The organism is Gaoshiqia sp. US2, assembly GCF_059705485.1.
Map to the genome: position 1 here is coordinate 1,374,772 of NZ_AP048550.1, position 15,706 is coordinate 1,390,477.

Consider the following 15,706-nt stretch of genomic DNA (forward strand, 5'->3'; position numbering starts at 1 on the left):
TTTTATTCTGCAACGCCGAGGTAGAGTGTGCCTTTTACTTTTTTTATTTCCCAGTTTGACATGTCCTGATCTGATTCGAATCCGATGCCCGTGATTATTTGATCAGTACGAATGATTTTTACAAATTGTTCGGAATAAAATTTCCCTTTTGCTTCTTCCCAGATCAGTTCTTCCGTTTTCAGAGAGTCTCCGGCCTGGTTGATTGCCACAACATTATTTTTGGCGATCCATTTCTTTTCTCTCGTGTAATATAAAGCATAATCGGATGTGATGACCGAAACCACCTGCATTTTTTCATTGAATTTTTCTATCTCAATCCCTTCGGGGAACTCGGTGAACGGAATTTTTTCCTGGTCGTACCGCAGTAATCGCGGCGTAATGAGCTTAAACCGGACAATGGTGGAGTCGGAATAAATCATTTCAAATAACTCGGCATCCATCGTCGGCAGCTTATCCCCGGCAGAAAATTCTTTGATTTTTTCAATTTTATTGGCACACGAAAAGAAAAGCATTGCAATTCCCGTCAGGAGAATTGCAATGCTTACATGAGAATATCGCGTTTTTTTTAAACGATTACTTTGCACGGATTTTTGTTGATTCGTTGATCCAGCTTCCAAAGGTATAAGTCTGACCGTCCTGTAATCCCTGGAAGAATAAGGTTTCTTTGTCGGGGAAATACACTTTGTATGTGTTGATTTTGGCGTTGGCTGCTGCAAAAACATCCGGGTCAACACGTTTTGCTTTTTCATAATAATCTACCGCCAGCCAATACATGGTTTGATGAGCAAACTCATCGTCGCCGTAGTTTTTGCTGTACTGGGCGTAAATGTCGCCAAGCAGAATCAAGGTGCGTCCTGAATTCGGATTGTTCTCCAGCGATTTTTTGGCATAATCGCGGGCTTTCTGGAAGGCGTGTTCTTTTACGAAGGTAAAGATACCCATCTCATAATAATATTTGGCCAGCAGCTCTTTATCGGTTTCCGAAGCAATGGCATTCTGGTAATATTCTTTTGCCCGGTTAAAATCGTCGCGTTTTACAAACAGGCGAGCCATGTTAAAGGCAGCTTCTGCCGATGGTTCCAGGCTGTACAGCTTTTCTGATGCGCGGGCGAAAAGCTCGCTTTCGGTACAATCCTGCCGGTCGAGTACGCGAAGCATTTTCTTCAACTCATCAATATCGAGCGCTATTTGGTCAAATTTGGGTTTATACAGGGCAATCAAGGCATCGCAATCGGCGGCGCCGCTGGTTTGGAACAATTGATCGACCAACGTTTTTGCTGTGGTGAATTTTTCGCTGCCCGGTTCTTTGGCCAGGTTGGCATCCAGAATCGCCGAAGCGGTTTCGTAATTTTGAGCAACGGTTTCTTTCGGTAATTCGCCCATGATAAACAACCGTTTGGTTGCCTGCATGAACACCACCAGTACGGCTACTTCCGTTTCATTCTTTTCAAGCTTAATGGCCTCATCCATCTCGCCGTATCCTTTTTTAAGGATCGATTTCAATTGTTCGTCATCCAGATTTTCATTGGCGAGTTTGTATTTCAGGTAGTCGGTGCTTTTGCGTCCGAGAACGAAGCCTTTCTGATCAAAATATTTGATCCGGCGGTCGTAAACAAGCATTAAACTGTCGATGTATTTGTCTTTTGTCGCCCAGTCGGTGGTGTTATTGATCAGGTCTTCGTACATGTTGGCCCCGTGAATGTAAATGTTGATCGATGACTTTGGATATTTGTCAAAGATTTTTTTCCAGGGGATGAGGGCCGACTTATAATCTTTTTGTTTATAAAACTGATCATACATCGTGTATTCGCTCATGAAATCGGTCACCTTGGCCTGAACCAGTTGCTGGCTGGTACGTAAGTCAACACCTGTTTCCGCCTGTTCGGCAGCCTGCCCAGGAAGCTCGCCGTCGAAGCTGAAATCGATCACGGTATTGGTATTTCCTTCAATATCGAGTCTTTTTGATTCGTCGATGAAAGTAAACTTGATGTATTTACTTTTACTGTCAACCGTAACTGTATATTTTCCGTCGAAACTGGTCATGTAAGGCGTACTTGAACGGTGTGCTTCAACGGTTACCCCGGCTGCAGGTTTTCCTTCCCGGTAAACGGTTCCGGTAACCTGCCGTTGTTGGGCAAATGCCGAAATGCTTGTCACCACAGCCAAGGTGAATGTCAAAATTTTAGTTTTTAATAGCAAAGATCTCATCGTTTGAAAATATTATAAATGGTACGTTTAAATCTCAAATTCAAATATTTCGTTTTTTTTACGAAACAGAGGTCAAAGATAAACTTATTTTGATATAGTTTTTACGTAAAAATCAAATAGTGAATCTTATGTAGGGGGCAAATTTAATCGTTAAAATCATAAATGACAAAGAACGATTTACTGAAGTGGCTTTGGCAAAACTCATGCCAGAGTGGCAAAAGTGACGGGAGATACCATGTACAGCCGGTTTGGGTCAGCCGTTCCCCGGATTATTTTTTGTTTTTTTAACGATCGGCAGGTGATTTTTGTCTTTCGTTTAGCTGTTGTATTCCAGTATTTTGTTCAATCCGATCAAGGTCAGGTTGAAATGGATGAGGTAAGGTTTTGTGAGTTTCTTGTCGAAGAAGGGGGCATCTCCGCCGGTAATAATTACCTTCAGGTTTTTGTAGCGGGCATGGTACAGATCAATGTAATGCTGCACTTCGAAGATCATGCCCAGCTGAACGCCGGCCCTGATCGCCGATTCGGTATCGGTTCCGATAAGCTGAAATTCATCGCCGGGGCTGATGAGGGGGAGTTTCCCGGTGAACTGGTGAAGCGCTTTGAAGCGGGTTTTCAGTCCGGGCGAAATATTTCCGCCCAGGTATTCGTTGTTTTCCGAGACCAAGTCGAAGGTGACGGCTGTACCTGCATCAATAATCAACACCGGATGAGCCGGGAACAGGTCTGCTGCGCCAATGGATGCCGCCAGCCGGTCGAGGCCCAGTGTTTCGGGCGTTTGGTAGCGGTTAATCACCGGAACCGGCGTTTGGTGGTTCAACTCGATGAACCGGTCAAAAGCGGTAGTCAAAAATTCGCGGACCTCTGCGGGGTAATCGCGTACAGTGGACAAAATCGCCTTGTTCAATTGCGGATGTTCATCTTTCAACAGCTGAAGGTGTTTCACTTCCAGGCTGTCGAGCGGCACATTGAACATGAGGTCGCGGTCGTTGAAGAGGGCCAGCTTGATGCGGGTATTGCCTATATCAATCACCAGGTTCATAACTCAATCCGTTGGCTGATGTCTAATGCCTGCACCGAGTGGGTGAGCGTGCCGATGGAAATGTAGTCGACACCGGTGGCGGCAACTTCTTTCAGCCGTTCGAGCGTCATGTTCCCGGAGGCTTCCACTTTGGCCCTGCCATTGATGAGCTGTACCGCCCGGGTCATGGTTTCGGTGTTCATATTGTCGAGCATGATGATGTCGGCTCCGGCATCCAGCGCTTCCTGTACCTGTTCCAGGCTGCTTGTTTCCACCTCGATTTTTATATCAGCGGGGACTTTGCTTTTTATCTGGTTGACAGCGGGGGTAATTCCTCCGGCCACATCAATGTGGTTGTCTTTAATCATCACCATATCAAACAGGCCGATGCGGTGGTTGCTTGCTCCTCCGGTTTTTACGGCATATTTATCCAGCAGTCGGAACCCGGGCAATGTTTTACGGGTATCGAGAATCACTGTTTTGAACGCTTTGACGGCATCGGCGTATTGGGCCGACATGCTTGCAATTCCTGACATGCGCTGGAAAAAGTTCAAAGCAGTGCGCTCGCCGGTTAACAGCGCCCGGTAGCTGGCTTCGAAGCGGACAATGATGTCGCCCTTTTTTACCCGGTCGCCTTCTTTTACTTCCGGTTTCCAGTCCAGCTGTTTATCCAGTTTGCGAAAGACCATCTCCGCAACCGGCATACCGGCAATTACGCCATCGGCTTTGGCAATCATGTAGGCTTTTTTGCGGGTTTCAGCCGGAATTAAATTGTCGGTTGTGATATCGCCCGTGGCCACATCTTCGTCCAGGGCAAGCGAAATCAGGTGTTCTGCTGCTTCAAGTTCTTTTTGATTCATCATTTTTTTATCGGAATAAATTCAGGGTCTTTATTTTTTTGCTGGACAATATGTGCCCGGAAATCAGGATCTTCCTGGTTGTAGTCGTCCCGGATGTGTCCGCCGCGACTTTCTTTTCGCAGTAAGGCGCCGGTGGCGATCATTTCACAAATTATGGTGATCTGGTGTGCCTTCAGGATGTTGTATTCCCGGATGCCGGCCGGGATGTGTTTTTTGATTTCCGCCAGGCGGTCCAGTACTTTGCGCAGGTCTGACTCGTTTCGCACGATACCGACAAATTCAGACATCAGGTCGGCAATTTCATTTTTTACACCAAGATACAACTCTTCGTATTCTTTCAGGTTCGAAGTGAACGGTTGTTCTGCGATTGCTGTTGTATGCCGGGGCAGCGAAGCCGCTTTTTCGCTGGCTCTTTTGCCAAAAACCAGACATTCGAGTAAGGAGTTGCTGGCCAGCCGGTTGGCGCCCATCACCCCGGTCGACGCCACTTCGCCGCAGGCAAACAGGCCGGGGATATTGGTTTCGCCGTGTAAACCGGTTTTTATTCCGCCAACCATATAGTGAGCTGCCGGAGCGATGGGCAACAGATCGCTGCTCAGGTCGTACCCAAATTCGTTCAGTTTTTTATAGATGTTGGAAAACCGGGTTTTAATCTGATCCGGATCGAGATGTTTTAATGACAGATATACAAAAGGGCTGTTATCCTTTTTCATTTGACGGTAAATGGAAAAGGCCACGATATCGCGGGGAGCCAGTTCGGCCAGGGGGTGAACATTTTTCATAAACCGTTCGCCCTGCCGGTTTAACAGCCAGGCGCCTTCGCCGCGCACGGCTTCACTGATCAGGAAAGCGTCCTGATTCTCGATACATAAGGCCGAAGGGTGAAACTGGATAAATTCCATGTCTTCCAAACAGGCTCCGGCCTCGTAGGCCAGGGCAATACCGTCGCCGGTGGCCGTGTGCGGGTTGGTTGTACGGCTAAAAATGCGTGATAAACCGCCTGTGGCCAAAATACAGGCCTGGGCCTGGAAGATCACATTTTCACCGGTTATAAAATCAATGGACTGCACACCGGTGCATACGCCTTCCTGTATAATCAGCCGGGTAACCGCAGTGAACTCATAGGTTTGGATGTTTTTTTGCTCAAGCAATTTTCTGAGCATGAAACAGGTCAGTTCCTTCCCGGTGGCGTCGCCGCCGGCATGTAAAATGCGTCGCTTGCTGTGGCCTCCCTCCAGCCCGAGAACAAATTCATCCCCGATCCGGTCGAATTGCATTCCCATCTCCACCAGTTCGAGAATCCGTTCCCTCCCTTCACGAACCAGGATATCAACGGCATCTTTTTCACACAGACCGCGTCCGGCAACAAGCGTATCGTGAACATGTAGTTCAGGCGAGTCATCATCGGCAATGACCCCTGCAATGCCGCCTTGTGCATAATAAGAGTTACTGGTGTCTAACTGTGACTTGGTGATGATGGCAACCGAGCCGTGTTTGGAGGCGTAGTAAGCAGCTGTTAAGCCCGCCAGGCCGCTGCCAACAATAATCGTATCAAAAGTCAGTTTCTGCATGAACGCTGCAAGCTATCGTTTCTATTGACCGGCAAAGTTATAAAAACTGTTTGATCGGGGGATGATTAATACCCCGGATGTTGTTATTTGTGAAATTTTGGTGAAATCAAATTCACGGATCATTTGTTATACAAAGAAGTTTTGATTACATTTTAGCTTTATTCAGAATTATTTACAAAATGCATGGCGGAACTTTGTAACGAAATGACGAATTTGCATACTGTTGGTGGATCCGGATAAATTCTTTTAGGGATTTTAAACGTGATAAATGGCATTTATCCATGTACCGATAAGAAGATAACATGTAACCCTTGTTAATCATAAAAAAATGAGCTGGAGGAAAATTATTTTTGTCATTATTGCATTGCTTGTGTTGTTAGGAGGATCGGCTGCTTTATCCTGGTTGTTTGTTTCCATGAAACCGGAACCACCAAGAGGGCCGGATCTAAATCTGAAACGATTTGTCAATGCTGTTCCGGTTGAGTATACCGAAGTCATTTCTCCCCTGAAACGGGAGGGACGTGTGGTGTCAGGCCATGATGTTACACTGGTGTCCGAAGCTTCGGGAAAAATTGAAAATGGCGCAGTGCCTTTACGAAAAGGAACTTCCTTTAAAAGAGGTCAATTGCTGGCCACTATTTACAAAGATGAAGCCGAGTTGGCCTTAAAGGCCCGGAAAAGCCAGTTTTTGAATGCTTTTACAAATATTCTTCCCGACATGAAAGTTGATTTTCCGGATGATTATCACACTTATTTGAATTACTTTAACAAAATCGAATTAAAAAGCAGCCTGCCTTCGCTTCCTGAGCCGGAAAGCGAAAAGCTGAAGATCTTCCTGGCAAGCCGCTCTGTTCTGAGTGAATATTACGATATTTTGCAGGACGAAAAGAACCTGGAACGCCGGTCGCTGTATGCGCCTTTTAACGGGACAATTTCGGAAGTTAATTTTGAGGTCGGCGCGTATGTGAATGCCGGTAGCCAGATTGCCCGGCTCATCCGTACGGATATGCTCGAAATTGAAGTTCCGGTTGAGAATGGCAACAGCAAATGGATCAGAATAGGCGATCAGGTGAAGGTGCTGTCCGGATTTTCAGATCATCCGCTGAAAGGAACCGTGGTTCGGAAAGCTGATTTTGTAGAGGCAGCTACGCAGTCCAGAAGCATTTTTGTTCAGGTACAGAACTTCTCAAAAGATGATTTGCTGGCAGGCGAATACAAGGTGGTTGAATTTCCGGGACAAAAAATTGCCAACGCGATGGAAATACCCCGTAGTGCCGTGTTTAACTCGAATGAGGTATTTACAGTGACTGACGGAAAACTCAAAAAGGCGGAAATCAACATCCTAAAAGTCAACGAAACCACCTTGCTCTTTGACGGGCTGGACGAAGGAATCATGGTTGTTGCCGAATCGCTCATCAATGTAAAAGAAAACCTGCCGGTTGAAATATTGGGACAGGCGGGTAATCCGGACCAACAAACAAAAAGAAATTAGCATGAAGCGGTTAGTCGAGATCTTCGTCAGGTTCCCGTTTTACGCTAACCTGATTGTGCTTTTCTTAGTGGTGGTCGGGGGCTTAAGCCTGGCAAGCATGAAATTGTCCTTCTTCCCCGAACGTCCTTCGAAAATTATTTATGTGCGTGTTGCCTATCCGGGCGCGTCGCCGGTTGAAATGGAAGAGGGCGTTACCTCCCGCATTGAAGAAGCGGTGCGGGGTATTCCCGGTGTTTATGAAATCACCTCAACCTCGGCCGAAAACTCAGCCAGCGTTCAGATTGAAATTACAGGTGAAATTGATATCGACGAAACCCTCATTGAGGTAAAAAATGCGGTGGACGGGATTTCTTCTTTTCCCACGGCCGCAGAACGACCGATTGTTTATAAGCAGCGTACCACCTCGCAGGCCTTATTTTTAATGGTTACCGGCGATCTCGACCTGCTCACCCTGAAAGAATATGCCCAGCAGGTGGAAGAAGATTTTTTGTCATCGGGTTATATTAGCCAGATTAATCTGTCGGGCTACCCCGATTTGGAAATCTCTATTGAAACCAGGGAAGAAGATCTCCTTCGTTACGGGATTACGTTCAGCCAACTCCAGCAAGCTGTTTCGCAAAATAATCAGGATATTTCGGGAGGGCAGTTGCGGTCGGTCGACGAAGAAATGCTGATCCGCCTTCGCTCCCGAAGCGCCGATCCCAATAAGATAGGGAATATCATTGTTAAGGCCAATGCCGACGGCAGTGTTATCCGGCTCAGGGATATTGCCGATGTGAAAATGAAATTTTCGGATGTCACTCCGAACAAATCCCTGGAAAGGGGCAACCCGGTTATCTGGATTTCCGTGTCAAAGCTGATCTCTGAAGACTTGCTGGATATCGATCGTTATGTCCGGGCCTATGTCCGGGATTTCAACGAAAAGAACAAAGGGGTTAAACTGGTGATTAACCGCTCGTTCCTTGATTTATTAAAAGCCCGGCTCGATTTGTTGCTCGTGAACGGCGGACAGGGACTGACCCTGGTGTTGCTCTCGCTCGCGATCATGCTGAGCCTCCGGCTGTCATTCTGGGTGGCCTGGGGAATTCCGGCCTCTTTTTTGGCGATGTTTATCGTGGCCAACCTTTCGGGAGTTACCATTAACATGATTTCTTTATTCGGGATGATCCTGGTGATCGGTATTTTGGTCGATGACGGGATTGTCATTGGTGAAAACATCTTCCAGCATTTTGAAATGGGTAAACCTCCGATCCAGGCGGCTGTCGACGGAACGGTGGAGGTGATCCCGGCCGTGCTGACATCGGTTGCGACGACCGTTGTCGCCTTTTCTCCCTTGTTTTTTATTTCCGGTCAGATGGAAATGATGTACGAAATGGCTTTCATTGTATGCGTGAGCCTGACCTTCTCGCTGTTTGAAGCGTTCTTTGTGTTGCCGGCACATTTGGGAAACGAGCATGTATTAAGCGCGAAAAGCCTGCATAAAAAAGAGAAGGGGCTAAAAAAATATACCGAACGGTTCTTTGCCTGGTTGCGCGACTATGTTTACGACGGGATCCTGCGCCTGGTCATCGAGTGGCGTTATGTGGTTATTGCTGTCCCCGTGGCCATGTTGTTGATCACGGGAGGTTTAATCGGCGGACATATTATTAAAACAACTTTTTTCCCGAGGATGGAGTTTGATGCGTTTAATATAAACATTGCCTTTACGCCCGGGGCGGGAGAAAATAAGACCATTGCCTACCTCGAACAGTTTGAGGATGTGGTTTGGGAAGTGAACGAAGACCTGAAAAAGGATTATAACGATACGGTTGATATCATCGAGTATTGCATCTTGAACCTGGGATCCGGGTTCGACGGGAAGGAAAGTGGCGCTCATACCGGAAATTTATTTGTGTCTCCGCGAAGTTCTGAAGAAACGGGAATCAGTTCTTACGAGATCATTCAACGGGTGAGGACAAAAATCGGTCCGGTTCTCGAGGCGGTGAAATACGCGATTGGTTCCCGCAGCCGTTTCGGTGATCCGGTATCTATCGGGCTTCAGTCGCGGAATGTCGAAGAGCTGGATCATGCGCAGACTTACCTGCTCGAACGCCTTCAGGATTTCCCCCAGCTCAAAGATGTGGTAAATAATAATGCTCTTGGCAAGCAGGAAATCCTGCTGACCCTGAAGCCGAAAGCCTATATGCTTGGCTTCAACGAGCAAACGATTGCCGAACAGGTGAGGCAGGGATTTTATGGAGGACAGGCGCAACGCTTGCAGGTGGGCCGCGACGAACTCCGGGTTTGGGTGCGTTACCCTGCACACGACCGGGAACGGTTGGGACAGCTCGAACAAATGAAAATCAAAACGCCATCGGGCGAATATCCCCTGATTGAACTGGTGGACTACGAGATGAAACGCGGACCTGTAAATATTCAGCGCTTTAACGGCCGCCGCGAAATCCGCATCAACGCCGACCTGGTTGATCCGGATGCATCGGTGACCGAAATCCTGGAACAAATCAGGGCCGAGGTCGTCCCCGAGCTGCTGAATCTGTACCCGGGAATTCACATCGAATACCAGGGACAACAAAAAGAAAGTCAGCGAAATATGAAAGATTTGCTGATTTATTTTCCGCTGGCGTTTTTGACGATGATTTTCATCCTCATGATCAACTTCCGGTCGTTCGAACAGCCCATGATCATCTTAATTATGATCCCGATATCCATTTTAGGCGCCATTTGGGGGCACGGTATACACGGTAAGCCCGTTTCAATCCTCAGTTTGTGGGGAATCGTTGCCTTATCGGGCGTGGTCATCAATGATTCGGTGGTGTTCCTTTCTAAATTTAATCTGCTGATCGAAGAAGGGGAAAAAGTAAGAGAGGCTGTTATAAGAGCAGGAAAAGCGCGTTTGCGACCGATCATTTTAACAACGCTGACCACTTCGGCCGGTCTGTTCCCGATCGTTTTGGAGAAAAGTTTCCAGGCACAGTTCCTCATTCCGATGGCCATATCGCTGGTTTACGGTGTCGCATTTGGCACCTTCTTTATCTTGCTGTTTTTCCCGGCATTAATTATCGTTCTGAACGATATCCGGAGGTTATTACGGCAATGGTGGACAGGAAAAGAGATACAACCCGAAGAAGTTGAAATTGCCTATATCAATGCGCAACGGAGATACAAAGGCAAAACACAGGAAGAAATTAATGCGGACAAAAAAGACAGATATTATGACAAGATATAGCGTCCTTTTCATCGTGATGTGCCTGGCCTTGTCCGGTTTCGGGCAGCGGGACCTGAGTTTGACCGATGCGGTAAAGATTGCCCTGGAAAATAACTACGATTTGAAAATGGTCCGTCAGGATCAGCGTATGGCCGAAATCAGGAACAACTGGGGGACCGCCGGGCGTTATCCTTACATCAATCTTTCGGCTGAATCCAGGAACAGCATCAACGATAATGATACCGACGACTTTATTCAAAACCAATATATTGGAACGGCCGGTATTAACTGGACGCTGTTTGATGGTTTTTCGGTAAGGATTAGTAAACAACGCCTGGACGAACTGGAGGAATTGTCGAAGCAAAATACGGGGATCATGATCGAAGGAACCGTTCAGGCAGTCATCCTGGCCTATTATACCGTTTTGCTCGAACAGGAGAAACTTGAGGTTTATCGCGGGGTGATGGAGCTCTCCGAAGATTTGTATAAACGCGCCGAGTTGAAAAAAGATTTTGGCACGGCGGTTACCTACGAAGTGCTTCAGGCAAAAAATGCTTTTCTGACGGATAAATCTTCATGGCTGATCCAGGAGGTAGCGTGTAAAAATGCGCTTCGCAATCTGAATTATTTACTTGCGGTTCCGGAGAATCAAACCTATCAGCTGACCAGTGATTTCTCGGCCATACCGGTAGAGTATGCCCTGACTGACCTGAAAGAACAAATGTTGACGAATAATAAGAGCCTTAAAAATCAGTATATTAATCAAAGTTTATTGAAGAATGCAGTGGCTCTGGCAAAAAGCGATTATTACCCGACCTTGTCGTTTAACGGAGGAGTAAGCGGCAGCCGGACCGGGGTGGATTACGACAGCCGGGGGATAAGCTGGAATACGGCAGTGAATTATTACGGGAACTTCACCCTCAGTTTTAACCTGTACAGCGGGGGAAACCGCAAGCGGGCCAGCCAAATTGCCGGGATAGAGCAAGAAGTGGGCCTGGTGGAGCTGGAACAAATGAAACACGAGCTAAGTAATCAACTCAGCAATCTGTTTGAATTTTATCTGGTGCGGAAGGAATTATTGAAAGTAGCAGCTGAAAACCTGTCTACCGCCGGATTAAACCTGCAAATTAGCCGCGAGAAATATGAGAGCGGGGCCATCAATTCGTTTAATTTCCGCGATGTTCAAAATATATACCTGAATGCGGCCTTACGCGAACTGGAGGCTGTCTATGATTTTATTGATGTTCATAGCTCGCTTCTCCGGATGACCGGGACCATCATCCAGCAGTACAGTTTTTAAAACAAACCTTTTTTTTCGTTACAGGTTGTTTATTTTTTTCCAGACCTCAGGATGAACCGGAATTCCTTTTTCCAGGTTTTCCTTTCTGGTTTTAACAACTTGCTGACCGGGATAACGAACTTCCGTTTGTTCGTCAACGGTGAGCGACGACAGCAAATCGTTGATCATGTGTTGCAGGCTTTGCTGAATGAGGGGATAATTTTGCAGTTTCTTCAAGTCAATCGTCAGGTAAACCTGTGAAACCCCGTATTCAACCGGACCCTGCCTGCTGATTTCGCTCGTTGAAAGACCTGCCGACAGAATGGTTGCCAGCAGATCGAGCATAAAGGATAAGGCAGATCCTTTCCAAAAACCGATGGGCAAAGTCCGCCCGGTTTCCAGTATTTCTGCCGGATCAGTCGTTAGCTCCCCGTTTTTGTTAAATCCTCCCGGGAAAGCTAACTGCTCTCCCTTGCCGGCGAGTACTTCCAGCTTTCCGTATGAATATTGAGACATGGCCATATCGAGTACAATGGCCTCGTCGCCATATGGCAGGGCAATTACCAGCGGATTATTGCCTAGGCGGCTTTCCCGGGCTCCCCAGGCCGGCAGGTTGGCGATGGTGTTGGTCCAGCCAATAAACACGAAACCTTGTTTGGCACAATGCCAGCCGTAAGTTCCGCCGCGCATCCAATGGTTGGTGTTTTCCAGGGCGACCAGTCCCATGCCATGCTTTCGGGCCAGTTCCATGCTGCGTTCGGCAGCCAGCATCGCGTTGATCGGACCCGGGCCCAGCTGCCCGTTCCATTGTTCAATGTTGCCGGCTTCGGCGATTTTTACCGGAACGGCGTTCGGATTGATGTAGCCATCGCGGATATTTTCAATAAATCGCGCAAAACGGTTTACCCCATGCGAATAAATCCCGTCAATACTGTTTTCGGTGAAAATTTGGGCACACTGCGATGCTCGTTCCGAATTAAATCCAAGCGTGAGCAGGATTTGATTAAACCGATCCTGCATGTCGGAAGCGCAAATCCGTATCGTTGGTGGTCGGCTCATTGTTGTGTTCGTGTTTGATGTTTAAAATTACACCGGTTTGCCGGCGTCCCTGGTTTTTAACTGATGGTTTTCGAAGATAAAAAAAGGGCTGCTTATGCAACCCTTTTGTCGTTGAGCTATAGATAGTCTCTTATAATTCTCTGATTTTGATGTTTTTGAACCAAACATCATCGCCATGATCCTGCAGGGCGATGAAGCCTTCTTCGGCAACATTGGCCCAGTTTTCGTTCAAGCCGGGGAATTTACTGTCGGCAACCAGGGTATTCCAGTCATCGGTCCATAAATGATATTCCACCACCGTTTCACCGTTTTGTTTGTGAATCACGGTGCCTTTGTAGCAGATAATTTCAACCGAGTTCCATTCTCCTGCGGGTTTGGTATTTTGTGGTTTTGCAGGAATCAGGTCATAAAGCGAACCTGCCTGGCGGTTACCGTCTTTCCCTAAGAATGAATCCGGGTGACGTTCGTTGTCGAGGATTTGCATTTCAGGGGCCGTTTTCCAAATGGGCCATTCGGGAACTTCCTGACCTAGATAGAAGATACCGGAGTTACCTCCTTCTGAAATCTTCCACTCCAGCTTCAGGTTAAAGTTTTTGAATTTTTTGTCAAAAAGGATGTCGCCGCCATCAGTTGCGCCGGCCTCGCCTTTACCCGAGCCCTGGCAGTACAGGGTACCGTCAACGACTTCCCATGCGCCGGGCATAGCAGTTTTGTTCACACCGCGCCAGCCGTCTGTGCTTTCTCCGTCAAATAACAGAATCCAGCCGGCTTCTTTTTCAGTAGTTGTTAACGCGTTATCAGCAGCAATTTCTTCAGTGGCTGATTTTTCATCAGTGGCAGATTCAGCTTTTTTTTGTCCGCTGTTGCAGGCCACAGATAAAAACAAAATTCCGGTCAATAGGAGCGAAAAAAATTTTCTCATTGGTAATTAATTTTAGGTTATCACTTTAGATTAACTGAAAATCTAATTTTCATACGAAATTATAAAAAACTTCTGAAGATCGGTATAAAAACCGTTCCGGGACGCAATTCCTACTGTAATTTTACATTGCAGCTCTCCCGATGACACTTGGAACAGATTTTTCCCGAATGATGCTGCTAACGTACATGCAGTAAGCCGGTTTGAAATGACTGACCGTGGATTTGCGTTCTGAAATGGATGAAAAGTATGAAAAAGAGAATTTGTTTTATTAATTTCGGTGAGAATTAGCCTGACTTGAACGTATAAATCTCCAAAATGACAGAATTATGAAAGCAGGAAAACCAAGGCGAATAGGAATATTAACCGCGGGAGGTGATTGTCCCGGGCTGAACGCTGCAATCAGAGGGGTTGGAAAGACAGCTATTGTTCAGTATGGAATGGAAGTGATTGGCTTTACTGCCGGTTATTCCGGACTGATTGAAAAGGAGTATGTCGAATTGAAAGAGTCAAACCTGTCGGGCATCCTGACGTTGGGGGGGACCATCCTGGGAACCTCGCGTGAGAAGCCTTACAAGTTTGTCAAAGAAGGAGACAATGAAAAGCCTGCCCTGATCAGGCAAAATTACCACGAACTGGGACTGGATGCTTTAGTGTGCATTGGCGGAAACGGAACCATGAAAACAGCGGATTGTCTGCGCGAAGAAGGGCTGAACGTGATTGGCATTCCCAAAACAATTGATAATGACGTTTGGGGAACCGATGTGACATTTGGCTTCGACTCGGCCCTGCTGATAGCCACTGAGGCGATTGACCGGCTGCACACAACTGCCAACTCGCATCAGCGGGTCATGATTATTGAGGTGATGGGGCATCATGCCGGATGGATTGCCTTATACGCGGGAATGGCCGGTGGGGGAGATATTATCCTGTTACCCGAACTGGAATACAACATCCGTTCTGTTTGTAAAAAGATAGAGGAACGGTATGAAAACCGGAAAACGTATTCGATCGTTGTGGTGGCCGAAGGAATTGACCATCCGAAAAACACCTCTGCTGCCAGTTATTTATCCGAGGCGATTGAAACCTATACCGGCATCGAGACCCGGGAAACCGTGCTGGGGTACATTCAGCGAGGGGGAAGCCCCAGCCCGATGGACCGGATTTTAGCTACCCGTTACGGCGCTTTTGCCGCTCAATGTATTGCTGAGGGCAATTTTGGGACCATGGTTGCTGTGAGAAATAATGAACTGACGACGGTCCCCCTCGCTGAGATCAGCGACCGGTTGAGGCTTGTTGAAAAAGATCACCCGCTGATCCAAAAAGCCCGGAAAATGGGCGTTTCGTTTGGCGACGAATATTTGTAGAAATATGCGATTACCTTTTCTCAATGGATGCATTAAACCTGAAGCCGATGCCGTGCAGGTTTATGATCTTAATATTCGGATCGTTTTTTAAATATTTACGAAGCCGGGAGATGAATACATCCAGGCTTCTTCCCAGGTAATAATCGTCAGATCCCCAGACGTTTTTCAGAATATCCGATCTGCTGAGTACCGAATTTGAATTCTCACAAAAGTACCTGAGCAGTTCGGCTTCTTTATAAGTCAATGTTCGTTTTTCGTTGGCCGACTGGAGACTCAGGTTGTCAAACAGAAAATTGAAATGGCCAACTTTGTATATTTTGGTTTCTTCAGTTCCTGAAGTGTCGGCGGGGAGACTGCGTTTCATGAAAACCCGGATACGCATCAGCAATTCTTCCATGCTGAAGGGTTTGGTAATGTAATCATCACCGCCAAGCGCGAAACCGTTAATTTTGTCCTCCGTCAGCGATTTGGCCGTCAGAAATAAAATCGGGATCCGCTGATCCTGTTCGCGCACTTTTTTTGCCAGCGAGAAACCATCCAGTTTGGGCAGCATCACGTCGAACAGGCAAAGGTCGAAGGCTACTTGTTTAAACATGGTAAGCGCCTTTTCTCCGTCTTCAACCGCCGTAACTACGTAGCCTGCCTCTTCCAGGTTGTCGCGGATGATGAAGTTCAGGGTTTTGTCATCTTCGACAAAAAGAATTTTTTTTCCGGTAAAATCCATA

Annotated in this window: 12 protein-coding genes; 4 read left to right on the forward strand and 8 right to left on the reverse strand. The window is 47.0% G+C overall.

Annotated features, from left to right (window positions below; genetic code table 11):
• Positions 1 to 2: 2 nt before the first annotated feature.
• From lptC to nadB, 5 genes are all read right to left on the reverse strand, one after another.
• A complete protein-coding gene (gene lptC / locus AC6H3C_RS05310; RefSeq protein WP_497519638.1) occupies positions 3 to 584 on the reverse strand; it encodes an LPS export ABC transporter periplasmic protein LptC in 582 nt (193 codons plus the stop codon).
• Positions 574 to 2,178 carry a tetratricopeptide repeat protein gene (locus AC6H3C_RS05315; protein WP_497519639.1) on the reverse strand — a complete coding sequence of 535 codons (1,605 nt, stop codon included), beginning with the start codon at positions 2,176 to 2,178 and terminating at the stop codon, positions 574 to 576. Before AC6H3C_RS05315 ends, lptC begins: the two co-directional genes overlap by 11 nt.
• Before the next feature lie 346 nt (positions 2,179 to 2,524).
• Complete coding sequence (locus AC6H3C_RS05320; RefSeq protein ID WP_497519640.1) at positions 2,525 to 3,250, reverse strand: type III pantothenate kinase; 726 nt, start codon at positions 3,248 to 3,250, stop codon at positions 2,525 to 2,527.
• Positions 3,247 to 4,092 (reverse strand): carboxylating nicotinate-nucleotide diphosphorylase, encoded by an 846-nt coding sequence (nadC, locus tag AC6H3C_RS05325; protein ID WP_497519641.1) that lies wholly within the window; start codon positions 4,090 to 4,092, stop codon positions 3,247 to 3,249. Before nadC ends, AC6H3C_RS05320 begins: the two co-directional genes overlap by 4 nt.
• A complete protein-coding gene (gene nadB / locus AC6H3C_RS05330; protein WP_497519642.1) occupies positions 4,089 to 5,660 on the reverse strand; it encodes an L-aspartate oxidase in 1,572 nt (523 codons plus the stop codon). The genes nadC and nadB overlap by 4 nt, the downstream gene beginning before the upstream one ends.
• 328 nt (positions 5,661 to 5,988) lie before the next feature.
• On the opposite strand from nadB, the gene AC6H3C_RS05335 reads away from it, so the two are divergent.
• The 3 genes from AC6H3C_RS05335 to AC6H3C_RS05345 are packed head-to-tail and all read left to right on the forward strand — an operon-like array spanning position 5,989 to position 11,657.
• On the forward strand, positions 5,989 to 7,152 hold the full coding sequence (locus AC6H3C_RS05335) for an efflux RND transporter periplasmic adaptor subunit (RefSeq protein WP_497519643.1): 1,164 nt from the start codon (positions 5,989 to 5,991) through the stop codon (positions 7,150 to 7,152).
• A 1-nt stretch (position 7,153) separates the two neighbouring features.
• The gene (locus AC6H3C_RS05340) at positions 7,154 to 10,378 is read left to right on the forward strand and encodes an efflux RND transporter permease subunit (RefSeq protein WP_497519644.1); all 3,225 of its coding nucleotides are present in this window, start codon (positions 7,154 to 7,156) and stop codon (positions 10,376 to 10,378) included.
• Positions 10,365 to 11,657, forward strand: a complete 1,293-nt coding sequence (locus AC6H3C_RS05345) for a TolC family protein (protein WP_497519645.1) — start codon at positions 10,365 to 10,367, stop codon at positions 11,655 to 11,657. The genes AC6H3C_RS05340 and AC6H3C_RS05345 overlap by 14 nt, the downstream gene beginning before the upstream one ends.
• 18 nt (positions 11,658 to 11,675) lie before the next feature.
• On the opposite strand, the gene yiaK is transcribed toward AC6H3C_RS05345, so the two are convergent.
• Both yiaK and AC6H3C_RS05355 read right to left on the reverse strand, forming a co-directional pair.
• The gene (gene yiaK / locus AC6H3C_RS05350) at positions 11,676 to 12,695 is read right to left on the reverse strand and encodes a 3-dehydro-L-gulonate 2-dehydrogenase (RefSeq protein WP_497519646.1); all 1,020 of its coding nucleotides are present in this window, start codon (positions 12,693 to 12,695) and stop codon (positions 11,676 to 11,678) included.
• A 130-nt stretch (positions 12,696 to 12,825) separates the two neighbouring features.
• On the reverse strand, positions 12,826 to 13,617 hold the full coding sequence (locus AC6H3C_RS05355) for a 3-keto-disaccharide hydrolase (protein WP_497519647.1): 792 nt from the start codon (positions 13,615 to 13,617) through the stop codon (positions 12,826 to 12,828).
• Between the two features lie 326 nt (positions 13,618 to 13,943).
• On the opposite strand from AC6H3C_RS05355, the gene AC6H3C_RS05360 reads away from it, so the two are divergent.
• Positions 13,944 to 14,981, forward strand: coding sequence for an ATP-dependent 6-phosphofructokinase (locus AC6H3C_RS05360; protein WP_497519648.1), 1,038 nt, complete (start codon positions 13,944 to 13,946; stop codon positions 14,979 to 14,981).
• 10 nt (positions 14,982 to 14,991) lie between these two features.
• Here the strand turns inward: AC6H3C_RS05360 and AC6H3C_RS05365 are convergent, their stop codons facing one another.
• Entirely contained in the window at positions 14,992 to 15,705 is a 714-nt protein-coding gene (locus tag AC6H3C_RS05365) for a response regulator transcription factor (protein WP_497519649.1), read from the reverse strand.
• Position 15,706: the final 1 nt, after the last annotated feature.